Source organism: Hymenobacter siberiensis (assembly GCF_018967865.2).
In the GTDB taxonomy this organism is placed as follows: domain Bacteria; phylum Bacteroidota; class Bacteroidia; order Cytophagales; family Hymenobacteraceae; genus Hymenobacter; species Hymenobacter siberiensis.
Window position 1 is genome coordinate 3,610,856 of record NZ_JAHLZY020000001.1, and the last position, 25,298, is coordinate 3,636,153.

Genomic DNA, 25,298 nt, shown 5'->3' on the forward strand with positions numbered 1-25,298 from the left:
TTTATCCCGGGGCTTACGTGGCGCGGCAACGGGCGACCAACCCACTCGGCTCGGAAGTACCCGGCCCGCAGGCAGTACCTTGGCCACCGGGCCGGGAGCGCGAAACAGCCCGCTCAGCCCACCCCATTGCCATGTCCAAACCGCCTTTTTCGCCCCGGCTGCTGCTGGCACCGCTCCTGCTGGCTGCCGCCTGCGAGCACCCCAAAACCGCCGTTATTACCTCCTCCCCCGCTTCTATTGAGCAGCTGGAAGGCACCTGGCTGGCTGCGCACGAAGAGAACCACGGCGATACGCTGGTGTACCGCCCCAATACCCACAAGTTCCCACCGACGCGGGGCCGCACGGGCTTCGCTATCAGGCCCTACGGCCGGTTTGAGCAGTTCGATATCGCGCCCACCGACGGCCTTATCGGCCGCCCCGGTACCTGGACCGCCGACGGTGACACCCGCCTGCGCATTCACCTCACCGAGGGCCAGCAGCCGGACTATACTTTTGAAATTCTGTCGCTTGACAAAAAGGTACTGGAACTGCGGCGGGTGAACTAAGGTGCTTCCCTTCACAAAGGGCTTTTATGCTCCAGGTTGGAAATAGCCGCGTAGCGGTGGCGTTCCCGCTGGTAAGCTGTCACCGCTACGCGGCTTTCGCCCGCTTATTATCCGGTCTGCTACAAACCTGCCGCCGCTACACGGCTACTCCCAACCTGGGTTTTATAGCACCAACGGCGGCGGCGGCTGACGTTTCATGCCATACTCATTTTCTGGCAGGAGTTTTGGCATACTGCAGCGAGCGAACCCGCCTCGGCTCCGCGCTTCAACTTCCGGCCCCGCCCGTCGTAGAACCCGACGGAGCATGGACGGCATTGCTCACAGTCTCTCACTTTCTACGTGTATATCCTCATGTCACTCATCAATTCTTTTGGTCCCGTGCGGGCTTTTGCCCTCGGGCTGGCCCTCATTAGCCTGGCCCCGGCCCAAGCCCAGAAAACCACTGTTAAGACCAACAAGAGCAAGGTTAAAACCAAGATTTCGGATGCTTCCGGCACTACCGTCAGCAAAACCACTGTGGTAGCCCCTTCGGCCCCTGTGGTTGCAATGGAGCCCCAGTATGCGCCCAGGCCTGCGAATGCACCCGAGCAGCCCGCTCCCGCACCAGTTTCGCCCGTCGCCTCGTCGCCGCAGGTAGTAACGGCGGCCCCGGCCGCTCCGGCTGGGCTGCCCGCCGAATGGATTTCCGACCTCGGCGCGGCGCAGGCCCAAGCCAAGGCCACCAACCGGCCCATTCTGGCCGTTTTTTCGGGCTCCGACTGGTGCAAGCCCTGCATTATGTATGAGCAGGAAGTTTTTGCCAAGCCCGAGTTCATGGCCTATGCCAAGGATAAGCTGGTGCTGGCGCACTTCGATTTTCCACGCATGAAAAAAAACCAGCCCACCGCCGCGCAGCTCAAGCTGAACGAGGCCGCCGCTGCCCAGCTCAATAAGGAAGGTGATTTCCCGCTGGCCGTCGTTATCGCGCCCGATGGCAAGGTGCTGGCCAAAACCGGCTACATTGCCGGCGGCCCGGCTGCCTTCGAGGCCTACCTGAAAAAGGTGGTGCCCACGCTTTAGGAAATCTTAAGGCTGATGGGCCAGCCGGGCACGAACCAATGTCGGTCCTTTGGACTTTGCGACTAGCATGCACATGAAACTAACACCTGGAATAGCCGTTTGGGCGCTGCTGGTGATGCTGTTTTCAGCAAGGTCGGGCAGCGCCCAAACCGTTTCGGCCCCGCGCCACACCTTCACGCGCAGCGCCCACCTCATGGGTTCGCACTTTACGTTCACGGTGGTGGCCGAGAATGATTCGGCGGGGCAACAGGCCTTGCGCGCCGGCCTGGGCGAGGTGAAGCGCATCGACCGGCTGATGTCGTTCTGGGATTCCACGTCCGAAGTGGTGCGCATCAACCGGGCGGCGGGCGTGCAGCCGGTGGCCGTGTCCGCCGAAACGTTCGATTTGATTACCCGCACCCTTAACCTGTCGCGGCTCAGCGGGGGCGCGTTCGATATCACCTTCGCCAGCGCCGACAAGCTATACAAGTTTGACCGGCATGCCCACCCTGCCCTGCCCGATTCGGCGGCCGTCCGGGCATCGGTGCGGCGCATTGGCTGGCAGAAAATTCAGATGGATGCCGCGAAGCACACGGTTTTCCTGCCCGAAAAAGGCATGCGCATCAACTTAGCGGGCATTCTGCAGGGCTACGGCCTGCGCCGAGCCAAGCAGGTGATCGACAAAATGGACATCAAAGGCGGGCTGATGAATGGCTCGGGCGACATCTATTGCTGGGGCCGGCAGGCCGACGGCTCGCTCTGGCGCGTAGCTATCGGCGACCCCGACCACCCCAACAGCATGGCCGCCTGGGTGGACGTGACGGACATGGCCGTGGTGACGGCCGGCAACTACGAGCAGTATTTCACGGTGGACAAGCAGGTGTACGGCCACATCATCAACCCGCACACCGGCTACCCGTCTATCGGGCTGCGCTCGGTTACCATCCTCTGCTCCGATGTGGAGCTCGCCGATGGATTAGACGAAGTCGTCTTCGTGAAAGGCCCAACCGCCGGTTTGGCTTTCATCAACAGCCTGAAAGGTATTGATTGCACGCTGATAACCGACGACAACCGCACGCTGGCCTCGCGGGGCATGACATTGAACTACTACCACGGCGCGACTCCGGCCGCCCGTCCCTGATTTTTTGCAATTCCTATGACTTTGAAAACCATCTCCTTATCTGCGCATCCCCGCCTGGCGCTGGGGCTGCTGCTGCTGCCTTTCGGGGCGGCGCTGCCGAGCTGCGTGTCGGTGAAAGCCTACCAGAAAGTGTATCTCAACGACGAGGACATGAAGCTGGCCAGCAAAACCGTGGAAACGCCCGAAACCAACTTCGAAAGCTACCGCGAGGGAGCCGGGGGGGCCAATGGCGGCAAAGTAGGCGGCGGCTGCGGCTGCAACTGATTCAAAGCACAAAAGAGCGTCATGCTGAGCGCAACCGAAGCATCTCGCTCGCTTCGTTGCAACCAGCATTGATTACTACCACAGGCGAGATGCTTCGGCTGCGCTCAGCATGACGCTCTCTTACAATGTTCTACAAAACCAGTTCCTTGAAAAAGCTACTACTCCCCCTGCTGGCCCTGAGTGCCCTGGCCACCCCGGCCCTGGCCCAGACCGGTACCACGCAAAACCCGAACCGCATCGACGGCTACGGTGCGCCCGTGAGCCCTTCGGTGCCGGTGAGCCGTGCGGCCGACGAAACGACCATCGACATCATCGGCGGCTACTACCAGCAAACCGGCAGCCACGGGGCCGTGGAAGGCGGCCGGGGCACCCAGCAGCTCACGGATGTGCCCCCGGCTATCATCGTGAATGTGCCGCTGGATACCGTGAGCCGGCTGAGCGTGAACGTGGGGGCCGATTTCTATGCCTCGGCCTCGACTGACCGGATTGACTTTGCGCTGAGCACGCCCTCGGCGCACGACGTGCGCATCCACGGCGATTTCGGCTACAGCCGCGAGCAGAAAGCCAAGGGCACCATCTGGGGCGTGGGCACGGGCGTATCGAAAGAATATGACTACCTGTCGTTCAACGTGGCCGGCTCCTTCGCCAAAACCTCGCAGGACGGCAACCGCCAGCTGAGCTTGGCCGGGCAGGTATTCTTCGACCAAGTGACGCTGATTACACCCATTGAGCTACGTGAGCCGGGCAATGGTCGCGGCAAAAGTCAGTATGGCACCGACACGCGCCAGACCTACAACTTCACGGCCACCTACTCGCAGGTGCTCACCAAGCGCTTGCAGGCGGCCATTAGCACCGAGCTGGTGTCACAAAACGGGCTGCTGAGCACGCCGTTCCACCGGGTGTATTTCCGCGACAACCCCGCGCAGAATACCGTTCCGACCCTGAGCGACAACTTCATTCCGCGCTTCCCCACGGCGGCCCGCATCGAAAACCTGCCCCGCGCCCGCTTTAAGTATCCGGTGAGCCTGCGGCTGAACTACTACGCCTCTGATTTGGTGCAGATTCGTGGATTCTACCGCTTTTACAACGACAACTTTGGCGTTGTAGCCCACACCTTTGAGCTGGAGCTGCCCGTGAAAATCACGCCGTTTTTCGTGGCCTACCCCTTCTACCGCTACCATACCCAGACGGCGGCCAAGTATTTCGCGCCGTTTGCTCAGCATTCCATCAACGACACGTATTATACTTCCGACTACGACCTGGCGGCCCTCTCGGCCAACAAAGTGGGCCTGGGCCTGCGCTACTCGCCGGTGTACGGCATCGGGCGCTTCCACGTACCGGGCAAAAACGCGCAGGGCCTGCCCCGCGTCATGCGCTTCAAGTCGCTGGATGTACGCTACGCCAACTACCAGCAAACCGGCTCCTCTATTTACCTCGCCGCCGACCGCGCCGACCTAAAAGCCAATATTATCAGCTTCGATTTGGGCTTTGCCCTATAGAAACCGGGGCATTTGCGCCCGGCTTTATTTTCTTTGTGGTGTGTAAACCAACGGCCGGCCGGCATCAATGCCAGTGCCGGCCGTTTGCGTGTCGCGCCATTGCCCTACTTTACTCATTTACTCACTCACTCACTTACCCATTTACCGCTTGAAACACTGGCTCGTTAAATCAGAACCCGAAGCTTACTCCTGGGCCACCTTCGTGCAGGAAGACGGCACCGCCTGGACCGGCGTGCGCAACTACCAGGCCCGCAACAACCTGAACCTGATGCAGCCCGGCGACCTCGTGCTCTTCTACCACAGCGTGAGCGAAAAGGCCATTGTGGGCCTGGCCGAAGTAGCCGCCCTGGCCCACCCCGATGCCACGGCCGAGGCCGGCTCGCCCTGGGTGGCCGTGCCGCTGCGGCCGGTGCAGCCCATTTCGCGCCCCGTGGGCCTGGCCCAACTCAAGGCCGATGCGCGGCTGGGCGAGCTGGCGCTCATCCGGCAGTCGCGGTTATCAGTGCTACCGGTGCGGCCCGAGGAGTTTGATGCCATCCTGGAGATGGGGGCCGAATAGCCGGTTGAGCGGCCAGATAAAACGCAGAATTCAGTTGTAACTTTAAAGCAGTAGCTGCGCGTTAGAAACAAGTATTCACGGTTGCTTTTTACGGCGTACGGGCATGAAACTTCGCTACCTTTTGCTGTTGATTTCGTTGGCCACGCTGGCCGACCTGGCACCGGTGCGCGCTCAGCACAAGCTTCCGCTGCCGCCCCCCGCCAACGCGCCCCACCAGCCGGCCCGCACCGAGCTCCTGCTGGAGCGCCACGAAAGCGAGGTGCACGTGCAGCCCCTGGCCCCAGACAGCACCGTGGTGGTGCTGATAGGCCGCGACCGGCCACTGTCGAACAAAACTAAGTTCTCGTTTCAGCAGTACGACCGCGACCTGCACCTGCGGCAGGAGCTGCCGCTGGAAGTGGACGAGGAGTTTGATTTTGTTCGTATGTGCGCCGAGGGCACCACGGTGTACGCGCTGTTTACGTCGCACAGCACCGCCGGCCGGCTGCTGGTGGCCGCCTTCAATGGCCCGGTGAGCCAGACCCGTACCCAAACCTTCGATACCAAGCTCAGCCGCGAGGTGGTGGAGCTGAAGGCGCTCGATGGCCGCCTGTTTGCCACGGTACTGCTGAACGACCAGCTCCACGTCACGGCGCTGCTGCTGGACGTGGCCACCGGCCAGATGCAGTACCTGCCCTCCGTGTACGAGCCGCTGCCTACGCAGCTCACCTTCGTGGCCGATGCCGCCACCCGCCGCGCCGAGTACGTGCTGAGCCAGACCAACGGCCGCAAAAGCCGCCTGCTCCTCAAGCAGCTCACCGATAAGGGCCAGCTCGTGAGCTCCGAATTTGTGCAGGCCGAGAGCGAGCGCAGCCTCATCACGGCCCAGCTCACGCCGCTGCAGGACACCACGGCCCGCCTGCTCATGGGCACCTACTCGCTCCGTGACCCCACTTATGCGCAGGGCCTGTTTGCCACCGACCTGCGCCTAGGGGCCAACACCGGCATCAAGCCCCCGCTGCGGTTCTACGACTTCCTGCACCTCAAGCATTTCTTCGACTACCTCAAGCCCAGCCGCCAGGCCCGGTTGCGGCTGCGCACCGAGCGGCGCATTGCCCGCGCGGTGCCGCCCCTGCGCTGGCACTACCGGCTGCTACTGCACGAGCTGCGGCCCCAGCCCGACGGCAGCTACGTGCTGGTGGCCGAAGTGTACTACCCGCACTACCGCTACAACAGCTACGGCAGCTACACCGGCCCGCTCAATAGCGGCATCGGCAACCAGTATGGCTCGCCCTACGGCAGCTCCCGGATATTCGATGGCTACGAAACCACGCACGCCCTGGTATGCGGGTTTGACCGTGCCGGCAACCTGCTCTGGGACAATACTTTTGTGGTAGAAAACCTGCGCCGCTCCGAGCTCGAAGAAGCCGTGCGCCTGCAAATCCTGCCCGATGGCCGCCTGGTGCTGGCCTACCTCGACGAGGAAAAGCTGCGCTATAAGCTGGTGAACGGGGCCGAGTCGTCGCCCAACGACCAGCAGGTGCCCGTCCAACTCGGGGCCGGCCCCAACGACAACGGAGCCGAACACGCCACCGATACCTATCAGGCCGACCTGCTGCCCTGGTTCGGCAGCCGCTTCGTGGCCACGGGCTACCAGCACGTGCGCGTGGAGCGTGGCAAAGACCGCGACGTTTTTTTCCTGAATTCGGTGGTGTTTTAGGAAAAATCGTTTGTCATCCTGAACGGAGCGAAGGACCTTATCACATAAGAACAGTTTGCAGTAATTTCAAACCCCTGCCAACGTGATAAGGTCCTTCGCTCCGCTCAGGATGACAAATGCCTGCACTTGTAGCCCAATCGCCTCCCCTACCTTTGCCGCATGATTACTAAACTCCGCTTCCCGGTCCTCATCCTGTTCTTACTGCTGTCGGGTTGCCGCGCCGGTGGCCCCGGCAGTCCTTCGCGCACCGTTTCTTCGTTTTTCTCGAAATACAACGGCCGCGAAGGCTTCAAAACCACCGAATGGTCGGCCGACCTGCTCCAGCGCCTGGCCCTGGTGAAAGCAGCCAAGTTCCTCGGCGGCTCCGACCTCACCAACGCCATCACCGGCATTCGCTCGGCCAAGGTTATTAGCTTTGCGCCCACCACCACTTCGGCCAAGGAGCTGGCCAGCCAGGGACTGCGTAGCGAAGCATCGGGCATTCTGCAAAGTAACAAGTATGACGCCCTCACCACCGCCGGCTTCGGCGGCAGCAACTACGCCGTGTCTACGCGCGGCTCGGGCAACAGCATTTCGGAGTTTGCCGCCCTCGGCACCCTGCCCGACGTAGCCGATTCGTTCGTGCTAGTGTCGGTACAGGGCAATTTCACCAGTGCCCAGGTAGCAGCCCTGAGCAAATACCTGCCGCAGATTGTGCAGGCCACCGGTAAATGAATGTGAAGAATTGAAAAATGTGGGGAATGTGGGGAATGTGAAAATGGAGTTGTTTAGAAAGTCCCCGAACGGTCATGCTTCGCTGCGCTCTGCATGACCGTTCGGGGACCTTTTGTGACTTTCTAAACAACTCCAATATTCTTGGGCGCTGTACAACTAGCTTACCCTATTCTCATATTTCCCACATTTTTCAATTCTTCACATTATTTTCTCATCAAGGCCTCAATCTCATCGGCCTGAATCGGAATATTGGCCATCAAATCTTCATTGCCATTGGCAGTGAGCAGGATATCATTTTCCAGGCGGATACCCAGGCCTTCCTCGGGAATGTAGATACCGGGCTCGCAGGTGTACACCATGCCGGCTTCGAAGGTGCGGTACTTATAGCCCACGTCGTGGACATCGAGGCCGAGGTAGTGGCTGGTGCCGTGCATGAAGTACTTCTTGTAGAGCGGCGCAGCGGGGTCCTGGTTTTTCACGTCGGCGGCATTCAGCAGGTCGAGCTTGATGAGCTGCTGCTCCATGGCTTCGCCTACCTGGCGGTGGTATTCTTCGATTTCGGTGCCGGGTACGAGGCGCGTTTTGGCGAAATCCATCACGTTCAGCACGGCATCGTACACCTGGCGCTGGCGCGGGCTGAACTTGCCATTGACCGGAATTGAGCGCGAAAGGTCGGCGGCGTAGTTGGCGTATTCAGCCCCGAAGTCGAGCAGAATCACCTCGCCGTCCTGGCACTGGTTGTCGTTGGTGGTGTAGTGCAGCACGGTGGCATTTTTGCCGCTGGCCACAATACTGCCGTAGGCCGGCCCCCGGCTGCGGTTGCGCATAAACTCGTGCACGATTTCGGCCTCAATCTCAAACTCCCACACGCCCGGCTTTACGAAGCCCAGCAAGCGCCGAAACGCCTTGCCCGTAATGTCGCAAGCCTCACGCATTACCCGGATTTCCTCGGGGCTCTTGATGGCACGCAGCTGGTGCAGCAAGCGCGCCGCCCGGCGGTAGGTGTGCAGCGGGTACTGCGCCTGCAGGCTCTTAATGAAGCGGGCATCGCGCGTTTCCACTTCCACCACGGCCCGAATGTGCTCGTTGGAGGCCAGATACACGTTTTCGGCCTCGTTCATAATCGCGGGCAGCACCGACTTGAAGCTCTCCAGCCACATAATGGTGGGGATGCCGGAGTTCTGGCGGGCCTCGTCCTTGGTCAGCTTATAGCCTTCCCAGATAAGAATGTGCTCGGAAGTTTCCTTCAAAAACAGGATTTCGCGGTGCTGAGGCAGGCGCGCATCGGGGAAAATAACAAGGATGCTTTCCTCCTGGTCTACGCCGGAGAGGTAGAACAGGTCGTTGCTCTGGCGAAATGCCATGGTACCGTCGGCGTTGGTCGGCATCACATCGTTGCTCTGGAAAATGGCCAGCGAAGCCGGCGGCAACAGCTCACGGAAACGGCGGCGGTTTTCAATAAAAAGCTCGGGGGCAAGGGGAGCGTAGCGCATGGGCGGGAGTTGAGTTGGAATGGGGCCGCAAGTTAGGTAGCCGGCAGCCGGCATGGGCGGCAGCCACAAGCGGGCTTTAGCTGGGGCTAAAAACCAAAAAGGCCCTTGCTTACGAGAAGCAAGGGCCTTTTAAAATAGCAAACAGCTGGGCCTTACATTTTAGTTGAGGTCTTTTTCACCGTCGTTTTGTTGGCATGGTAGCGCATATCGGGCGTGCCGTCGGCCTTCATCGGGCCGGTGCGCATCTTGGTGGTTTTGGTCGATTTGTTCTCCGAGTAACGCATATCGGGCGTGCCATCGGCTTTCATTTTGGTGCTGCTGGTGGCCGTCGACGATTTGGTCATGCCCGAGGGCGTGGTCATCGTGCTCGATTTGCTGGTCACAGCCGCACCCCTGGTCGTGGTGCTCGACTTGGTCATGCCCGCCGGGTTGCTCATCGTCGATGATTTTACCGTGGTCCTGGTGGCGGGGGCCTGCATGGTTTTGGTCGTCGTCATTTTCGACGAACTAGTGCTCATCTGGGTGCCGGCCGGCGTAGCAGTTTGGGCATGGGCCACCGAACTACCAAGCAAGCTGAGGGAAACGAGGAATCCGAGAATGCGTTTCATGAGATTGGGAGTGAGAATAAGCTGAATGGTGTGATAATTCGCCTCTTACGGGGTTTCGGGCCGCGTGGTTGGATACCAATGCAGCTATTTTTTTACGCCTCCTGCCAACCTCGTTTTCTCCCTTACGGCACGCGTTAAACCTTCCCAGCCGCCGGGCCTCCAACCCGCATCTTTTCCCCTATCACTGTTTTTTATTCCCATGAAAAAGTCCTTGTTTTCGCTCCTGGCCGCTGTTGGTTTTCTGGCCGTTTCCTACACTTCCGCAGCGCAGGTCGTTATGCCCGGCATCAATGCCCGCCAGCGCAACGAAAGCGCCCGCATCCGCCAGGGCGTGGCCACCGGCGAGCTGACCCGCACCGAAGCTGCCCGCCTCAAAAGCCGCGAAGCCGATATCCGGCAGGACAAGCGCGCAGCCCGCGCCGACGGCGTGGTAACCCGCGACGAGCGCCAGGACATCCGCAAGGATGAAACCAAGGCCAACCGCGCCATCTACCGCCAGAAGCACGACGGCCAGGAACGGCCCCGCGCCGAGCGCTAAGCGCGTCGGTAATACGGCCCCTTTTCGTCACGAAAATCCCTGCATCTTTTGTCAGATGCAGGGATTTTTTATTAAATTATGTTTGATATTTAAAATATAATACTACTTTAGTGCAATCAATCACACAGCCGCCTAAACCAGACCGGTGTATACTCCCACTTCCTGCCGCCTTATATATGAAGCACATTCTCTACTCTATCCTAACCATCAGCGCTTTATTTCTACTCGGGCCGGCTTCCGCCACCGCGGCCCCCACCCGCCACAGCCTGAGCGATACGCCCGCCGATGTGCAGCGCAAAGCCGCCGCCCGCGAGAAACAGACTGCCGCCCGTGAAAAAGTTGTTGCTGCTAAATCGGCTAAGCAAGCCTCCAAAATGCAGCGCCTAGCCATCAAATCCCGCAAGGTCACGGGTAAGCTGCAACGGGCCATGCTCGTCTTTCTGGGCCTGGAAGAGAGCAAAGCTGTAACCTCGCCGGCCCGCCTGCGCCGCCAGCTCCACAGCCACCAGAAACAGCTGAAGGCCCGGGCCCGCATGGCCGCCCGCGCCCATCGCCACCGCACCCACGAGTAGTATTCGTACTCACCTGGGTTTCTCAAAACACCCTTTGCCGCCATGGTAAAGGGTGTTTTGCTGTCTACTGGTTTTCAGTAGTTGTCTTGCCCGGCTCCAGCCATGCCTCACAGACTTGCTATAAATTATTTGCTATTTTATTTAATAATATATATTTTATCATATAATTGACTGAGCCAGTTGTGCCGGGCTACTCTGGGGGCCTGGGCGGCGTGTTGGCAATACTGCCCCACTGTTTGTGTCACCCATTGCTGTATCCCATGAAAACGTATTGCTACTCGCTATTGGCAGGCAGCGGGCTGTTCTTGCTGTCGGGGAATGCTCCTACGGTAGCTCGCCCGGCTTCGTCGCCCGCCGACAGCCCCACCGAAATCTAGCGCAAGGCCGCGCGGGTACGCGCAGCAGCCGCCCAAAAAGCCGCCCTCATAACCCGTAATAATGCCCGCACCACCCGCAAAACGGCTTCCAAGCTCAACCGCGCCGTACTGGCACTGTTGGGCTTGGAAGCCACTCGGAAAGTTACCTCCCCGGGCAAGCTGGACTGGCAGCTGCATCAGCAGCAGCTGAAGCGGCAGACCCTGCACGCCTCGCAGGCCCGCAAACGGCGTTGCACCCGCACGCTTAACTAACCCAAGCTGCGGAATAGCCGCAGCGCGGCGACAGGTTTGTAGAAAAAGAGGGATAAACCGGGAAAAGCCGCGTAGCGGTGACAGAATCGCCCCGTTTTTCTGTCGCCGCTACGTGGCTTTCCCTCTTTTGTCCACCGCCCTGCTACAAACCTGTCGCCGCTACGCGGCTGTTGAGGTACTTCGCAACTTGGATTAACTAGCTTGGTTGCTCGTTGAACGCTTGTAAGCTGCATTTTAGGGCGAGAAACGAGCAACCAAAAACCTATTGAAACTCCTGGCTCAGGAGTTACCGACGTACCAGCAGCTGATTAAGACCGGCTGTAACAGCCGGCCACAAAAAAGCCCTTTGCCAGTGCGGCAAAGGGCTTTTTCAGCGTCAAGCGGTGGCGATTAAGCCGTTACCTGGGCTTCCAGCTTTTGGGCGAGTACGTGCTTGGGCACGGCGCCTACTTGCTTATCAACGATTTGACCGTTTTTAAATACCAGCAGCGTCGGGATGCTGCGGATACCGAACTTCATGGAAATCTGGGGGTTGGCATCAACGTCAACTTTGCCGACAATGACTTTGCCTTCGTATTCGCCGGCCAGCTCTTCCACTACAGGGCCTACCATGCGGCAGGGGCCACACCATTCGGCCCAGAAATCGACCAGTACGGGCTTATCGCCGCTGATGATTTCGTCAAAGTTGGCGTCGGTTATCTCAATTGCTTTGTGTCCCATTTCAATTTGGGTTGAGGTTAATTAGAATAGTCTGGCGTATACGGCCAACGGGGTCGCAAGGTAGCAGATAGTATGGTAAAACAGCGGGGCCGGAGGAAAGTTCAGTGGGGTGGGCCAAGCCTGGTTTATTCTGTTACTATCACCAGCTGCGTAGTTGCCAACCGTTGGTTATCGGCGTCCAGCACCAGGAAATAAAGCCCTGCCGCGAGGCGCGGCAGGCTGCTCAGCACAAAAGTAGTGGAACCGGACGGATACGGTGTGGGAGCCAGCGGCACGACCACCAGCCGGCCCAGGCCATCGTAGAGGCGCAGGCGGATGCACCGGGCTTCGGGCAGCACAAGTCGTACCGATACCGGCCCGGCAGCCGGATTGGGAAACACGCTCATTGCCAATGCAACAGCAGCGGCGGGAGCCGAAGCCACCGGTGCAGCCGACGACCGGGCTCAGGCGCATGGCCTCGGCATAGGTCGAGCTGAGGCACAGGCTTGCCACGGCATGGTTGGGCTGAGGCGCAAGCAGCCCCGTGCAAGGTGCCGCCACCGGAGCCGGCCCCAGGTCCGGCACCTCAACCAGGGTGGCTGGGTAACGGGCCACCAGCAGCACCGGCTGAGCGGCCGGCACACCGGGCCGGCGCAGCTGCACCCATATTTTCACGCTCACAGCGCTGTCGGGGAGGAAACCGGCCGCGCAGTTCGCGGGGCCGTCCAGGGTAAACACGCGCCCGGCCAGGCAGGCGGCGCTCACATAGTCGGTGCGCACCAAATGCTGCATGGGGCCGGCCGGGTCATCGGTGAGGGGCACCGGGGCTTCGTAGGTGCCAAAGTTGCCGGGTGCGGGCGTGCCGGGATACGTATTGCCCCCCACCACCAGGGCAGCCCAGAAATCAGTCACTTCCAGGCCGGCGGCCGGGTTCAGCGCGTATTCCAGGTCGGCGGGCAGGCGGAAGCGGTAGCGCAGGCGCGGCTGCCCGGCCGCGTCGCGAACGGGCTCGATGCTACGTTCCACCACGGGGCGACGCAACAGGCTCAGCACGCCCAGCGCTTCGTTGTAGTAGGGGTAGCGGCTCGAATCGGCCCCCGCCGCAGCCCCCGGGGTAGCCAGGCGAATGGTGCCCAATGATACGTTGGGCGTGGAATACCCGCGTAGGCGGGTACCCGTTTGGGCAAAGGCACTGGGCTGAGAAACCTGCGGCACGCCCGGCCCGGGCAGGTTGGCACTGAGGCCACCGAGGGTCAGAAAATCGAGCCCGTTGGTAAGGCGCTCGGTGCGCGGATTTTGCAGAAAACCGGGGCTGAGGAAGCGTCGACTGCCGGTGCTGGCATCGGCATCGCGGGCTTTGAACCAGTACCATGCGGCCGAGTCGAGGGCCACGGCCAAGGCCGCGTCGTGCGTTCGGGCCTGCAGCCAGTCGCGCACGTTGCGCTGCTGGCTGGCCACCGCGCTGCTGGTATAGCCCGTTGTCAGAAATGCGCCCGGTACCTGGCCCACGTAGCCGAGCATGGGCAGGCCGCGCAGCGTAGAGCTCTGCACGTTACCAGCCCCGTAAGGCGACAATACCAGGCCGCTTATAGGCCCTGCAACGTTCACGCTGGGCAGGTTGTACACGGCCGTGGGATTACCGGGCACCCGGGGGTCGATACCGGCTACTTCCACCTCCAGCTCCGACCGAAATAAACAGGTGCACGGGTCATAGTCGAGCGGAAAATCAGCAAAAAACCACTTACCTGATTGGTTCAAATGCTGCCCAACGCCCGTGAGCACGACCGCCACGCCAGCCGGAGCATCGAGCAAGGCGGTAGCCGGAGCCGCCACCCGGTTTAGCAAACCCGATTTCATAGCTAATCCCTGGCCGCTGGCAAAGCGCAGGCTAATAGAATGATTGATAGGTCCCGCTGCCGGTTGGCCTCCGTGGCAAACACCCGCATTGTGCCCGTAAAGCGGTGGTAGAGCACCACGTAGGGCAGCGCCGCCCCACCGGCCCGAGGCTGCCCGTGCTCGGTGTAGCCGAGGTTATAAGCCAGCAGCTCCCAACCGTTGGCGGGCAGGTCGCCAGCCCCGAGCAGGGACGTTAGCATGGGGTTGTCCGACTGCTGGTAAGGCGTGTAGAGCTCGTACGCCAGCCCTTGCCCACTATGCGGGTCGAAGCCATAGAGCTGGTACAGCCGGTTGGCGCTGGAGCCAGTACCACCGGGCGCATACCAGTTAAAGAACGCGTTGCGGCGGTCGGGCCGAAGCAGGTTAGTGGGCTGGCTGGGGTCGGTGCTAATGCCAGTGGCCGGGCATGGGCCGGTAGCCTGGGCCCGGGCCGCCAGTGGGCCGCCCAGCAACAGCAGTGCCAGCAGGCTCAACTGTTTCAGTAAGTGGTGTCGCATTTTAGCTGATTGGGTAGAAATCAGGCGGCAAGTTACTATTCCGCAATCATGCAACCGCTCATATCAGGGTGCAAACTTCCATATCCAGCTCTCTCATCTTTTCGATGAAGGTTTTGGGTTCAATCTGGAAGCGGCGCGAGAACATATCCACTGCCAGGTGCTCGTGCGGCTCCACAAACTGGATTTCGAGCCGCTTGCTGCCGGGCGCATGTTCGATGGCTTCTTCGAGACGGTCAAGCATGGGCGCGGTGACGGTGCGCAGGTCGAGGCGCACGCGCACGCCTTTGCTGCGCTTTTCGGCCACGTCGGCCAGCGGTTCCATGGTCAGGATGCGCAGGTCCCACTGGTCCTGGGTGTGGCGGCGCAGCTCCTGCTTGAGCTTGACGTACATGGGCGGCACCTGCTCGTTGGGGTAGTTGCGCGGGTTGATGAGCGGGGCAAACTTAGTGTAGTCGTCGCGGAACAGGGCCGGGTTGATGCTCGTCTCGTAGTCCTCCAGGGTGAAGGTGCAAAAGGGCTGGCCGGTTTTAGTGGTCTTGAATAATACGTTGTTAATCAGGCCCGCCACGGTAATTTCTTTGTTCTTGATTTCGTCGACCTTTTCCAGGCCGCAGGTGCAATAAGCATCCAGCTCCAGCTTAAAGGCATCGAGCGGGTGGCCCGAAAGGTAGAAGCCCACCACTTCCTTTTCGCGGCGCAGCTGCTCGGTTTTGCTCCAGGGCTCCATCTCGTGGATTTTGGGCATGGGCGCAGCCACGGCCCCGAAAGCGCCCGCGCCAAATAGGCTGTGTTGGGCCGATTCCTTAGCGGCAGCATGCTGCTGGCCCACTTTCATGGCCTTTTCGATGAGGTTCTGGTCGCCGGCCGGGGCATCGAGATAGAGGCGGCGGTGCTTGTCGAAGCCATCGAACGCGCCGGCCTGGGCCAGGCTTTCGAAGGTTTTCTTGTTCACGGTGCGCAGGTTCACGCGCTTGGCGAAGTCGAAAATATCGGAGTAGTTGCCACTGCTTTCGCGCTCCTGCACCATGCTTTCCACGGCCAGCTCGCCCGCGCCCTTCACCGCGCCCATGCCGAAGCGGATGGCCCCTTCCTGGTTCACGTTGAATTTCAGGAGGCTTTCGTTCACGTCGGGGCCGAGCACGGGCACGCCCTGCTTGCGGGCTTCCTCGATGAAGAAAGTCACCTTCTTGATGTCGCCCATGTTGTTGGTGAGCACGGCGGCCATGTACTCGGCCGGGTAGTTCGCTTTTAAATATCCAGTCTGATATGCCACCACACTGTAAGCCGCTGAGTGGGAGTTATGTACAATCAGTCCGTTAGCCACGAAGTTATGGTCCTCGGCCACGGTCAGGTCGTAGGTTGGCTCCTCACCTGCCGGCGTGATACTCACAACCTCATCCCAGAAAATGTCGCTATGTGCGACCTGGCTCAAAGCTTCCGACTGGAAAAAATCGGCCAGCAGGGCCAGGGTGCTGCGCCGGAATGCCTGCTTGGCCTGGCTGCCCTGCCCGATAAATTCCTTCATGCTCACGCCCGACTGCGCCCCCACTTCCCGCCAAGTGAGGCCACGGCCTTCACGGGCCGTGGCAACCAGCTGCCGGGCGTAGCGGTGCGGCACGGTGTCTTTGCTGGTCAGGCCGCGCTGCATACTGGCCAAGTAGGTGCGCAACGTGGCCACGGCCGCCTCGCGGCTCAGGCAGTGCGGGGCAATCAGGTCGGCAAACCGCTCCACGGCCTCCGTGCCTATCAGGCGCACCGTGTAGCCGGGCCGCAACGTGTCGCGGTACTTGAACTGCTTGGCGTGAATACCGCTCTGGATGCCCACGCGCAGCAGTAGGGCCTGCACATCGTCGGCCAGCTGGCGCGAGGACGTAGCGTAGAACGGCGTCCGCTCTTTGTGGTTAGCAATGAAGCCGTCGCCGGCCCACAGGCGGCCCAAGAACAGTGTTAGGTTACTGTCACACAGCGCAAATATCGGCGCGGGCACAAACTTTTCGGTGGCTTTCTTGCCCGTTAGCCCCAGCTTTTCGGCCCAGGCATAAGCCCCGCAGCGGCGCGGCCCGCTGCCCGCGTGGCTTTGCCGGCCCGTGCTGGCGCACACTTCATAGCGCTTCGAATCGGCACGTTGATAGATGCGGCCCACGGTGTCGGGAAACTGCCCGATGGCCGCCGCAAAGTCCTCCACGAAGTCGAACTGGTTGCCGAAGAAATACAAGCAGCTGGGGTGGCAGGTGTTGCCCTCCGAAATCAGGCCGGCCAGCGCAATCAGCTCATGTGCGGGCCAGGTGGCGGCGGTAGCAACGGGCAGTTGGCGCGGGGCTGCGATGCGGTCGCCGGGAGCCAGGTTTTCCAGCAGCGTCCAGCCTGTCGGCGTGCGCAACGGGTGATTGGCGGTGGCCCGCAGGCGCTTACCCTGCCGCGTCAGCACCTCAAATACGGGCTTGGTGCCGTTGGCAAACACATCGGTCACGGGCTGCACACGCAGGGTGCCGGCCTCGGTCAGGGCGTGTACGTGCAGGTCGGCGGGCCGCTGCGTATGAATTTCGGCCATCGTCCAGCGCCGGCCGGTGAGGGCATCGAACACGACCGCATCACCCGTTAAGCAGCGATTGAAGCCGTACTCCGCGAATTTCTCCATCACGTCGAACACTTCGTTGGCTTTTTTGGCCGGAATGTCGTGCAGGTTTTTTGAGCCTTCGATGAATTTCTCGCGCTCGAGGGCCATCTTTTTCATGTCCTTCTTACCCATGGCGCGGCGCAGCAGGTCGGCTCCGCCCAGGGAGTAGCCGGCCAGAATCTGGGCCGTCTGCATAATCTGCTCCTGGTACACCATAATGCCCTGACTGTATTCCAGGATGGGTTTTAGCAGCTCGTGCGGGTACACCACTTCCTCGCGGCCGTGCTTGCGGTTGATGAAGTTCGGGATGAACTGCATGGGGCCGGGCCGGTACAGGGCGTTCATCGCAATCAAATCCTCGATGTTGGTCGGCTTCAGGTCCTTGAGGTACTGCCGCATCCCTTCCGACTCGAACTGGAACGTGCCGATGGTATCGCCGCGCTGGTACAGCGCGTAGGTCTTCTCATCATCGAGCGGAATTTCGTCGATGTCGATTTTCACGCCGTGGTTGCGCTCAATCAGGCGCATGGCATCCACAATCACCGTCAGGGTTTTGAGGCCCAGAAAGTCCATTTTCAGCATCCCGGCGCTCTCAATCACCTTGCCGTCGAACTGCGTGATGAGCAGGTCGGAGTCCTTGGAAGTCGAAACGGGGATGTACTTCGTGATGTCGTCGGGCGCGATAATCACGCCGGCCGCGTGGATGCCGGTGTTGCGCACCGAGCCTTCCAGCTGCGTGGCCAGACGCAGAATCTGGCCCTTGAGGTTGTCGGGCGACTCATCCCGCCGAATCATATCCAGCTCCAGATTCTCGGCGAAAGCGCCGGCCAGGGTGGTACCCGGCTTGTCGGGCACCATCTTGGTGAGGTCGTTGGTCTGGGGCAGAGGCAGCTCCATGGCGCGGGCCACGTCCTTGATAGCCGACTTGGCGGCCATGGTGCCGAAGGTGATAATCTGGGCCACCTGCGTTTTGCCGTACTTCTCCACCACGTAATCGATGACTTTCTGACGGTTCACGTCGTCAAAGTCAATGTCGATATCGGGCATCGACACGCGCTCGGGGTTCAGGAAACGCTCGAACAGCAGCGAGTACTTAATGGGGTCGATATTGGTGATGCCCACGCAGTAGGCCACCGCCGAGCCGGCGGCCGAGCCTCGACCCGGCCCCACAGCCACGCCGATGTTGCGGCCGTGGTTGATGAAGTCCTGGGTGATGAGAAAGTAGCCCGCGAAGCCCATCGTCTGGATGATGCGCAGCTCATAATCAAGCCGTTCCTCCACTTCGGGCGTGCGGTCGGAATAGCGCGGCGGCTTGGTCATCGTCACGGTACCGTTGCCGGCACTGGGGCCAAACGCGCCCACGTAGGTCAGCTCGCGCAGGAATTCGTCGGCGTTGGCGAAGGGCGCGGGAATGGGGAAGTTGGGCAGCAGGATATCGCGGGCCAGCTTGGGGGGCGTGATTTTGCCGACAATCTCATTGGTATTGTCCACGCTCTCGGGCACGTCAATGAACAGCTCGTTCATCTGCGCCTGGTTCTTAAAGAAGAACTGGTCGTTAGCGAAGCCGAAACGGGTGTGCGGCTTGGGCTTCTGCAGCTCCTCGTCGATGCGGCGGAGCTGGCGCTGGGCTTTTTCGTCGCGGGAGTTGTCGCGGCGCAGGTTCTCCAGCAGGTCGTATTTCACCTCGCCCTTGCCGGTCATCAGGGTATAGTAATTGGTGCGAATATCCCCAATCGGATTGCTACGCTCCTCCCCGGTATTCACGCACAGAAGCAGGTCGTGGGCCGCGTAGTCGGTCTGGTCCACGTAGTGCGAGTCGTTGGTGCAGATGACTTTGACGTTGTGTTTCCGGGCCAGGCGCAGCAGCACCTGATTCACGTCTTCCTGGCTTTTGCCGGTGCCATCGAAATTCATCAGGCCGTGACGCTGAATTTCAATGTAGTAGTCCTCGCCGAACATATCGAGCCACCACTTCAGCTTTTCTTCAGCCTCGGCTTCGGTTTTGAAAAGAATGGTTTGCGGAATCTCGGCACCGATGCAGCAGCTGGTGGCAATGAGGCCCTCGTGGTATTGTTCCAGCAGCTCCTTGTCGATGCGCGGAAACTTGGAGTACACGCCCTCAATAAAGCTCAGCGAGCACAGCTTGCTCAGGTTGTGGTAGCCGGCCTGGTCCTTGGCCAGCAACAGCTGGTGGTGGCGCTTGTCCTTCTCCCCTTTTTCTTTGCTGAACGACTTTTTGTGGCGGTCCTCCACCAGGTAGAACTCGCAGCCCACGATGGGCTTCACGTTATACTTGTTGGCCTCGGCCACGAAGTTGAACGCGCCGAACATATTGCCGTGGTCGGTGAGGGCCACAGCGGGCATGCCATCGGCCTGCGCCTTCTTCATCAGCTTGCTGATGCTGGCCTGGCCGTCGAGCAGCGAGTATTGCGTATGGCTGTGAAGGTGCGAGAAAACGGGCATATCTTTTAATTACTAATTAATAATTACTAATTATTAATTAACAGTGGGGTTGTTTAGAAAGTCACAAAAGGCACTCAAACGGTCATGCTTCGCTGCGCTCTGCATGACCGTTCGGGGACTTTCTAAACAGCTTCAGTGGCTGGTTTTAGTAAAGATACCCCCGACCAGCGGGCATTGCCAAATGCCCAAAGCCTGCTGCCTGATTCCCTGATAGCTGCATTTATTTCGGCTCGCGCGCCGAAAGCCAACCCCCTTTTCGTGCTCTTTTATTTCGTAGCAGCCTGCACGCGCAGCACTTCGCCCAGCTTCACGGAGGCATCGGGCTTGTTGTTCCAAGCTTGCAGGTCGGCGATGGTTACCTGGTAGCGCCGGGCGATGCTATACAGCGTTTCGCCTTTCATAACGATGTGCTGCACAGCCGCTTCGGCAGCCGGCACGGATGGCGCGGCGGTAGCTACCGCCGTTAGATTCGCTTTTTTGGGTACGTACAACAGCGCCGGGTTTATTTGCCCGGCAGCACGCGCAGCGGGCATTGGCGCGGGCGCTTTTACAGGTGCCGCTTTAGCCACCGGAGCTGGCTGCTGCTCAGCATCTTTCAGCGTTAGCACCTGGCCCGTAACCAGGCCATAAGGCGGAGCCAGCTGATTGATGGCAATCAACGTAGCGGGAGCAATATTATACAGGCGGCCCACGGAATACACCGTTTCGCGGGCTTCCACGCGGTGCCTTGCGTCGCCGGGAATGGCGCGCACGGCCACAACAGCGGCGGGCTTTGGCGCGGACACGACAGCGGCGGGCACCAGGGCAGCTTCGGGCCGGGGCGCAGCGGCAATCGGCGCGGCCACTACGGCCGGAGCTGGCTTTGGTGAATAAACGGGCGCGGCAGGCGCAGCTACAGGCACAGGCCGGGCCGCTACCGCCGGGCGGCTGGCCACGGGGGCCGCTACGGTCGAGTCGGGCTGGCGCGGCTCATCGGCCAGGGGCGCGGGGGCCGGGGCGGCAGCGGGCGGCGGCAGGTAGGTTCTTTTAGCAAACGACGGCTGCGCGGGGGCCGGAGCCGGGCGCGCCGGGGCCGGAGCAGCTACCACCGAAGCGGGCGCTACCGCTGGCAGCGTCGCCGCAGCGGTAGTAGCCGTTTCCAGCGCTTCTCCCCAGCCGTCGGTGCTTTCGATGGTGACGCGCTTGGTTTTGCCGGACTCATTTTTCACTTTGATTTTGACCTTCACTTTGCCATCGCCAGGAGACCCCGTGCGGCGGGCGGCCAGGGCTTCGTTGGCCTGGTCGACCAATATATCTGTCTCCGTTTCGGCGGCCGTGGTGGCTACGCTGGGCCGCTCCAGGGCCGCGCCTTCGGGCAGGGTGCGGTATTCGATGGCGGTTTCGCGGGGGCGGGTGTGCTGGAGCCACAGCACCCGGCCGGGCCGCAGCTCCTCGACGCGGGCCATGCGGTTTTTGCTGTAAATGGCCTTCTGGCGGATGCCGTACTTCTGGGCCACATCAAAAATGCGCTCGCCGGGCGAGAGGACGTGGTATGGCACGGCGGCCACGTCGCGCTTTTTCTCCAGGAAATAAGGCCGGCCCGTTACCACCTGGTCGAAGGCCGATAGCTCGTTGTGTTTCAGGAACTCGCCCAGGCGCTGGTGGCCGCGCCGGGCCAGGTCGGCCATGGTTTCGCCGGGCAGGGCGATGAGCGCGCGCAGCTTGTTGAGGCGCACCTCGGCGGTGTTGGCGGCCACGGTGGGGGCATTCAGGAGCTGGCCCCGGCTTTGGAGGCGCTGGTTGGCCACAATGCCGGCGGCCTGGGTCACGTCGCCCACCGGCACGATGAGCGTGTAGGCTTTATCGGCAGGCACGGTGGCGGCCAGCAGCCAGTGGTTGTGGATGGTCAGCGCGCCCGAGTCGACGTGCAGCGTGAGGGCCTGGGCATAAAGCGTTTGGCCGGCCACGGCGGGGAACTCCTGGAGCAGCAGCTTCGGCCGGGGGTTGAGGCCGCAGGATGGCTCGAAGGCGATTTTTTGGGCCAGAAACATCAGCACGTAGGGCGAAGTGGCCTCGGTGATGGCCATTTCGGTGGCGTCCGCGTCGGTGGGCAAGGTGTAGGGTTTCACGCCGCCCAGGCCGGTGTAGTAGCTCAGCAGGGCGTTCATCCAGTTGTGCAGGCTGGCGTTGCTGCGGGTGAGGTAGCGGGCGGCGGCGCGGGTGCTGGTGGTGAGGTGCTGGCGCTCATCCACGGCATCGTTCACGCTGAGGCCCAAGCCAGTGGCAGTTTCCTGCTTGAGCTGCCAGTAGCCCACGGCCTCGTGGTTGCTGCGCGCATTGCCCAGCAGGGCGCTTTCCTGAAGGGCCAGATAGCGGAAATCGAGCGGCACGCCTTCTTCCTTCAGCACCCGGTCGATGATGGGAAATGAGGCATCGGCCAAATCAACCCGCGCCTGGAAAGAGGGCTGGTGGCGGCACAGGCCGTCGGCCTTTTGCTGCACCAGGCGCTGGGCTTCTTCGCTGAGCACGAGGTGAATGCCGGCCACGTCCATGGCGGCGGGCACGTCGGGGTGCGGGCGCGGGGCCAGCGACTGGGCGGCCAATGCGCCCGTCAGCGTTAGTAAAATCCCCAGCAGCAGAATCGAATTTCGCATAAATAACCCCGGGCCGGCAGCAGCTACCGCAGCAGCTTTCGACCCGGAAGTTACAAAGAACCTGATTTTTGCACAAACAGCGGGACGCTCATGAGACAGAGAAACGTCATGCTGAGCGCAGTCGACCCATCTTTACCGAGGAAGCAAGTAGCTACTATCGTGGTAAAGATGGGTCGACTGCGCTCAGCATAACGGGCATTTTATTGCTTTCGCTCCGGAAAATCCGGCCCTTACTGCGGGCCACCGCCGGGCGGCGGGCCCCCGCCCCCACCGGGCCGGTCGCCGCCACCGTCCGGACGGCTGAAGCCACGCCCTTCGCCACGCCCTTCGCCACGCCAGCCGCCGCGCCCGCCGCCTTCGCTCGGCGTGGGGGCTATCACGTTGCCGCTGCGGATGTTGTAGGTAAACATCAGCATGAAGTAGCGCTGGAGAATGGTGGTTTGCACGTCCTCGTAGTAGGCATCGGTCACGTTGCGCTGGATGGAGCGGTTCTGGCCCAGCAAATCGAAGGCGTACAGCCGGATTTCGCCGCGCTGACCGGGAAATACCTTCTTGCCCAGACTGGCATTCCAGAGGATATACTGCTGGTTGTAGCCCGCCGAGAGGCCCGAGTAAGCCTGGTGCAGCACATCGGTGGCAATATTGATGCCGGGGCCCACAATCCAGTTCAGCCGGAAGCGCGTCACCTGCGAGAAGTAATTGGTATTGAGCCGCGTTTGCAGGGTATTGATGACGTAATTCTGGTTCGAGGTGGTGGAGGCCGTGAAATCGAGGTTGGCGCTGATGTTGGAGCTCAGCGTGAGGCCGGCCCCAAAGGTGGGCACGCGGGCGTAGTTCAGGCCGCCGTTTACCAGGCCGGGGGTTTGGGTGTAGCCGGCATTGGCGCTCAGGTTCACGTTGGTTTTAATGGCCTTGATGGGCCGGCCGTAGCTCACCAGCGAGCGCACCGTGTACTGCTGGCTGAGGTTGATGGGCTGAATGAGCTGGCCACCGGCGGGCAGGCGCACGGCGGGCGAGCCTTCGGGCGTCACAATAGTGTCGCGGGCGGCCACGATGGTACGGTTCGAAATCGGGTTCTGGGTATAAGCCCCCGACAGCAGCGCGAAGAAGTTGCTCGACACTTCGGGGTTAGAGACCGAGTAGCGGATGTTGAGCGAGTGCTGAAATTCCTGGCGCAGCGTGGGGTTGCCGATGGTGAGCTGCAAGGGGTTAGAGTTATTCACCACCGCCTGCAACTGGCTCACGCTGGGGGCGTTGGTATTGGTGCGGTAGAACAGGCGCAGGTTCTTCTGCCGTGTGAATTTGTAGTTGAAGTTGGCCGTCGGTAGCACATTCACGAAGTAGTAGCGCCCAATGCTGGGGCGCGGAAACTGCGCATCACTGTACAGCTCCGAATACTGCCCGGCCAGCCCGAAACTAGCCTGGTACCTGGGCGTGATGTGCCGGTAGGTGAGCCCGCCCGACTGCGTCAGATAATAGTTCTGAAACACGTTGCTCAGGCCATCGTTCTGCTGGCGGGTGTCGCCGGTGAGCACGTCGTAGGTGTATTTGCTGGAGTTGTTGGGCGCATAGCTGATGGCGTAGTTGCCCTGCAACACGTCCTTTTTGGTGAGGGCTTCGGTGAGCGCGAGGTTGGCGTTGATGCTGCCACCGTGCTGCGTAAGGTCACTGGCCTGGTTGAGGTTGTTGAGGCGCGAGCCGGTGTCGATGGTTTGCAGCGTGGTATTGCTGTTGCGCTGCGTATAGGTGCCCCCGATGCTGAGGCTGGCGGTGCGGCCGGCCTTGGCAAAACGGTGGCGCAGCAGCAGGTCGCCGCCCGTGTTCAGGCCCTTGTTGTTGGAGCCGTAGTGGCTGTTTATTTTGCTTTGCGTGGTGTCGGCGCGGCGCGTGAGGCCGTCCACGGTGCTGTTGGCATCGTTCAGCTGGTAGCTGAAGCGCGGGCGAAACAGGATGGAGTTGGCCGAGTCAATCTTGTGCTCCAGCCGCAGGTTGAAGCGCTGGTTGGTGTTGAGGCTGCTGGTGGTGGCGTTCTGGGTATAGGTGGTGCCGACCGGCAGCACATATTGCCGGTTAACATTGCTGTTCAGCGTATTATCAGCCCGATTAAAGAAGTAGCTGGCCGCGAGGTCGGTTTTCTTGTTCCAGGAATTCGAGTAGTTCAGGCCCACGGCGTTGGTTTTGGTAATACCGCCGCTCTGGTTCACCAGGAAGTCGCCGGCGTTGCCACCGTTGCCGCCGCTGCCTCCCCCACTGCCCCGGCCGCCACGCCCGCCGCCGCCCTGGTTCGAGTTGCCCACCACGCCAAGCAGGTCTTCGGTGCCGAAGTTCTGCTCGTTCACGTTGTTGCTCTGGGCCAGCACCGACATCTGCTCGTTACCCTTGAACTTGTTTACGTTGCCGCTGGCCTTGTAGCGGTCCGGCCCCGCGCCGGCCACCACCCGCCCAAAGGTGCCGTTGCGAAATTCCACCTTGGTCACGATGTTGATGGTCTTGGTCGTGTTGCCGTCATCAAAGCCTGAAAAGCGGCTCTGCTCGCTGCGCTGGTCAAATACCTCCACCTTGTCCACCATTTCGGCGGGCAGGTTTTTGAGCACCGCGTCGGGGTCGTTGCCGAAAAACGGCTTGCCGTCCACCAGTACCTGCTGCACGTTTTCGCCCTGAGCCTGCACCTTGCCGTCGGTGCCGCGGCTCACGCCAGGCAGCTTATCGATGAGGTCGCCGGTGGTAGCATCGGGGTTGGTTTTGAAGGCGCGGGCGTTGAACTGGGTGGTGTCACCCTTCTGCACCGATTGGGCGGCGGCGCCCGTCACCACCACGCCCTTCAGCTGCACGCCGCCGGCTTGCAGGGCCAGCATGCCCAACTGCACGGGCGCGCCGGCCACGGTCACGGCCTGCCGGGTTTTCTGGTAGCCCACAAAAGAAGCATCGACCACGTAGCGCCCGGCGGCCACGTTATCAAACTGAAACCGGCCCTCGGCATCGGCCGCCGCGCCGCTCTTGGCCGAGTCGGGCAGGTGAATCAGCAGCACGTTGGCCCCGATGAGGGCCGACTGGTCCTTGCCGTCCGTCACGCGCCCACTCACTGTGGTGGGGGCCTGGGCCCGGGCCGCCTGTAAGCCAATCAGCAGGAAAAACAAGACCGCAAAATGCCGCATATACTTGGTTAAAACAGGGTAGCGGTGTCTGACGGTATT

General features: G+C 61.1%; 18 protein-coding genes and 2 pseudogenes. 10 read left to right on the forward strand and 10 right to left on the reverse strand.

Annotated elements, in window-relative coordinates:
* Positions 1–131: 131 nt before the first annotated feature.
* The 8 genes from KQ659_RS15990 to KQ659_RS16025 all read left to right on the forward strand — a co-directional run bounded on the left by KQ659_RS15990 (position 132) and on the right by KQ659_RS16025 (position 7,459).
* The gene (locus KQ659_RS15990; protein WP_216680148.1) at positions 132–545 is read left to right on the forward strand and encodes a hypothetical protein; all 414 of its coding nucleotides are present in this window, start codon (positions 132–134) and stop codon (positions 543–545) included.
* Positions 546–896: 351 nt separating this feature from the next.
* Entirely contained in the window at positions 897–1,604 is a 708-nt protein-coding gene (locus KQ659_RS15995) for a thioredoxin family protein (protein WP_216680147.1), read from the forward strand.
* A 73-nt stretch (positions 1,605–1,677) separates the two neighbouring features.
* The gene (locus KQ659_RS16000) at positions 1,678–2,724 is read left to right on the forward strand and encodes an FAD:protein FMN transferase (RefSeq protein WP_216680146.1); all 1,047 of its coding nucleotides are present in this window, start codon (positions 1,678–1,680) and stop codon (positions 2,722–2,724) included.
* 15 nt (positions 2,725–2,739) lie between these two features.
* Entirely contained in the window at positions 2,740–2,988 is a 249-nt protein-coding gene (locus tag KQ659_RS16005) for a DUF4266 domain-containing protein (RefSeq protein WP_216680145.1), read from the forward strand.
* A gap of 146 nt (positions 2,989–3,134) precedes the next feature.
* Positions 3,135–4,487, forward strand: a complete 1,353-nt coding sequence (locus KQ659_RS16010) for a DUF3570 domain-containing protein (protein ID WP_216680144.1) — start codon at positions 3,135–3,137, stop codon at positions 4,485–4,487.
* A 148-nt stretch (positions 4,488–4,635) separates the two neighbouring features.
* Positions 4,636–5,046 carry an EVE domain-containing protein gene (locus tag KQ659_RS16015; RefSeq protein ID WP_216680143.1) on the forward strand — a complete coding sequence of 137 codons (411 nt, stop codon included), beginning with the start codon at positions 4,636–4,638 and terminating at the stop codon, positions 5,044–5,046.
* 103 nt (positions 5,047–5,149) lie between these two features.
* Positions 5,150–6,745: a hypothetical protein gene (locus tag KQ659_RS16020; protein WP_216680142.1), complete on the forward strand. Its 1,596-nt coding sequence runs from the start codon at positions 5,150–5,152 to the stop codon at positions 6,743–6,745.
* Positions 6,746–6,904: 159 nt separating this feature from the next.
* Positions 6,905–7,459, forward strand: a complete 555-nt coding sequence (locus KQ659_RS16025; protein WP_216680141.1) for a DUF4252 domain-containing protein — start codon at positions 6,905–6,907, stop codon at positions 7,457–7,459.
* A gap of 203 nt (positions 7,460–7,662) precedes the next feature.
* Here the strand turns inward: KQ659_RS16025 and KQ659_RS16030 are convergent, their stop codons facing one another.
* Both KQ659_RS16030 and KQ659_RS16035 read right to left on the reverse strand, forming a co-directional pair.
* Complete coding sequence (locus KQ659_RS16030; protein ID WP_216680140.1) at positions 7,663–8,952, reverse strand: aminopeptidase P N-terminal domain-containing protein; 1,290 nt, start codon at positions 8,950–8,952, stop codon at positions 7,663–7,665.
* A gap of 152 nt (positions 8,953–9,104) precedes the next feature.
* On the reverse strand, positions 9,105–9,560 hold the full coding sequence (locus KQ659_RS16035; RefSeq protein ID WP_216680139.1) for a hypothetical protein: 456 nt from the start codon (positions 9,558–9,560) through the stop codon (positions 9,105–9,107).
* A 199-nt stretch (positions 9,561–9,759) separates the two neighbouring features.
* Between KQ659_RS16035 and KQ659_RS16040 the strand changes: the two genes are divergently transcribed.
* Together KQ659_RS16040 and KQ659_RS16045 are read left to right on the forward strand one after the other, a co-directional pair.
* Positions 9,760–10,098: a hypothetical protein gene (locus KQ659_RS16040; protein WP_216680138.1), complete on the forward strand. Its 339-nt coding sequence runs from the start codon at positions 9,760–9,762 to the stop codon at positions 10,096–10,098.
* 176 nt (positions 10,099–10,274) lie between these two features.
* The gene (locus KQ659_RS16045; protein ID WP_216680137.1) at positions 10,275–10,670 is read left to right on the forward strand and encodes a hypothetical protein; all 396 of its coding nucleotides are present in this window, start codon (positions 10,275–10,277) and stop codon (positions 10,668–10,670) included.
* Between the two features lie 1,019 nt (positions 10,671–11,689).
* Here the strand turns inward: KQ659_RS16045 and trxA are convergent.
* The 8 genes and pseudogenes from trxA to KQ659_RS16080 all read right to left on the reverse strand — a co-directional run bounded on the left by trxA (position 11,690) and on the right by KQ659_RS16080 (position 25,259).
* Positions 11,690–12,019 (reverse strand): thioredoxin, encoded by a 330-nt coding sequence (trxA, locus tag KQ659_RS16050; protein WP_216680136.1) that lies wholly within the window; start codon positions 12,017–12,019, stop codon positions 11,690–11,692.
* Between the two features lie 125 nt (positions 12,020–12,144).
* On the reverse strand, positions 12,145–12,405 hold the full coding sequence (locus KQ659_RS22150; protein ID WP_226915765.1) for a T9SS type A sorting domain-containing protein: 261 nt from the start codon (positions 12,403–12,405) through the stop codon (positions 12,145–12,147).
* A 1,452-nt stretch (positions 12,406–13,857) separates the two neighbouring features.
* Complete coding sequence (locus KQ659_RS16060) at positions 13,858–14,391, reverse strand: hypothetical protein (RefSeq protein WP_216680134.1); 534 nt, start codon at positions 14,389–14,391, stop codon at positions 13,858–13,860.
* Positions 14,392–14,449: 58 nt separating this feature from the next.
* Positions 14,450–15,616 carry a helix-hairpin-helix domain-containing protein gene (locus KQ659_RS16065; RefSeq protein WP_332875086.1) on the reverse strand — a complete coding sequence of 389 codons (1,167 nt, stop codon included), beginning with the start codon at positions 15,614–15,616 and terminating at the stop codon, positions 14,450–14,452.
* Positions 15,617–15,691: 75 nt separating this feature from the next.
* Positions 15,692–16,984 (reverse strand): annotated as a pseudogene (locus KQ659_RS21560) (LAGLIDADG family homing endonuclease); the annotation flags it as partial.
* A gap of 12 nt (positions 16,985–16,996) precedes the next feature.
* Positions 16,997–19,471: pseudogene (locus tag KQ659_RS16070) on the reverse strand (DNA polymerase III subunit alpha); the annotation flags it as partial.
* A gap of 266 nt (positions 19,472–19,737) precedes the next feature.
* Positions 19,738–22,104: a LysM peptidoglycan-binding domain-containing protein gene (locus KQ659_RS16075; RefSeq protein ID WP_216680132.1), complete on the reverse strand. Its 2,367-nt coding sequence runs from the start codon at positions 22,102–22,104 to the stop codon at positions 19,738–19,740.
* Positions 22,105–22,334: 230 nt separating this feature from the next.
* A complete protein-coding gene (locus tag KQ659_RS16080; protein ID WP_216688222.1) occupies positions 22,335–25,259 on the reverse strand; it encodes a TonB-dependent receptor in 2,925 nt (974 codons plus the stop codon).
* Between the last annotated feature and the right edge of the window lie 39 nt (positions 25,260–25,298).

Excerpts from the sequence above, each read along its gene's own strand:
- KQ659_RS15990 (WP_216680148.1), top strand. The coding sequence starts at position 132 with ATGTCCAAACCGCCTTTTTCGCCCCGGCTGCTGCTGGCACCGCTCCTG.
- KQ659_RS15995 (WP_216680147.1), top strand. The coding sequence starts at position 897 with ATGTCACTCATCAATTCTTTTGGTCCCGTGCGGGCTTTTGCCCTCGGG.
- KQ659_RS16000 (WP_216680146.1), top strand. The coding sequence starts at position 1,678 with ATGAAACTAACACCTGGAATAGCCGTTTGGGCGCTGCTGGTGATGCTG.
- KQ659_RS16005 (WP_216680145.1), top strand. The coding sequence starts at position 2,740 with ATGACTTTGAAAACCATCTCCTTATCTGCGCATCCCCGCCTGGCGCTG.
- KQ659_RS16020 (WP_216680142.1), top strand. The coding sequence starts at position 5,150 with ATGAAACTTCGCTACCTTTTGCTGTTGATTTCGTTGGCCACGCTGGCC.
- KQ659_RS16025 (WP_216680141.1), top strand. The coding sequence starts at position 6,905 with ATGATTACTAAACTCCGCTTCCCGGTCCTCATCCTGTTCTTACTGCTG.
- KQ659_RS16030 (WP_216680140.1), bottom strand. The coding sequence starts at position 8,952 with ATGCGCTACGCTCCCCTTGCCCCCGAGCTTTTTATTGAAAACCGCCGC.
- KQ659_RS16035 (WP_216680139.1), bottom strand. The coding sequence starts at position 9,560 with ATGAAACGCATTCTCGGATTCCTCGTTTCCCTCAGCTTGCTTGGTAGT.
- KQ659_RS16040 (WP_216680138.1), top strand. The coding sequence starts at position 9,760 with ATGAAAAAGTCCTTGTTTTCGCTCCTGGCCGCTGTTGGTTTTCTGGCC.
- KQ659_RS16045 (WP_216680137.1), top strand. The coding sequence starts at position 10,275 with ATGAAGCACATTCTCTACTCTATCCTAACCATCAGCGCTTTATTTCTA.
- trxA (WP_216680136.1), bottom strand. The coding sequence starts at position 12,019 with ATGGGACACAAAGCAATTGAGATAACCGACGCCAACTTTGACGAAATC.
- KQ659_RS22150 (WP_226915765.1), bottom strand. The coding sequence starts at position 12,405 with ATGAGCGTGTTTCCCAATCCGGCTGCCGGGCCGGTATCGGTACGACTT.
- KQ659_RS16060 (WP_216680134.1), bottom strand. The coding sequence starts at position 14,391 with ATGCGACACCACTTACTGAAACAGTTGAGCCTGCTGGCACTGCTGTTG.
- KQ659_RS16065 (WP_332875086.1), bottom strand. The coding sequence starts at position 15,616 with ATGGCCGCCGTGCTCACCAACAACATGGGCGACATCAAGAAGGTGACT.
- KQ659_RS16075 (WP_216680132.1), bottom strand. The coding sequence starts at position 22,104 with ATGCGAAATTCGATTCTGCTGCTGGGGATTTTACTAACGCTGACGGGC.
- KQ659_RS16080 (WP_216688222.1), bottom strand. The coding sequence starts at position 25,259 with ATGCGGCATTTTGCGGTCTTGTTTTTCCTGCTGATTGGCTTACAGGCG.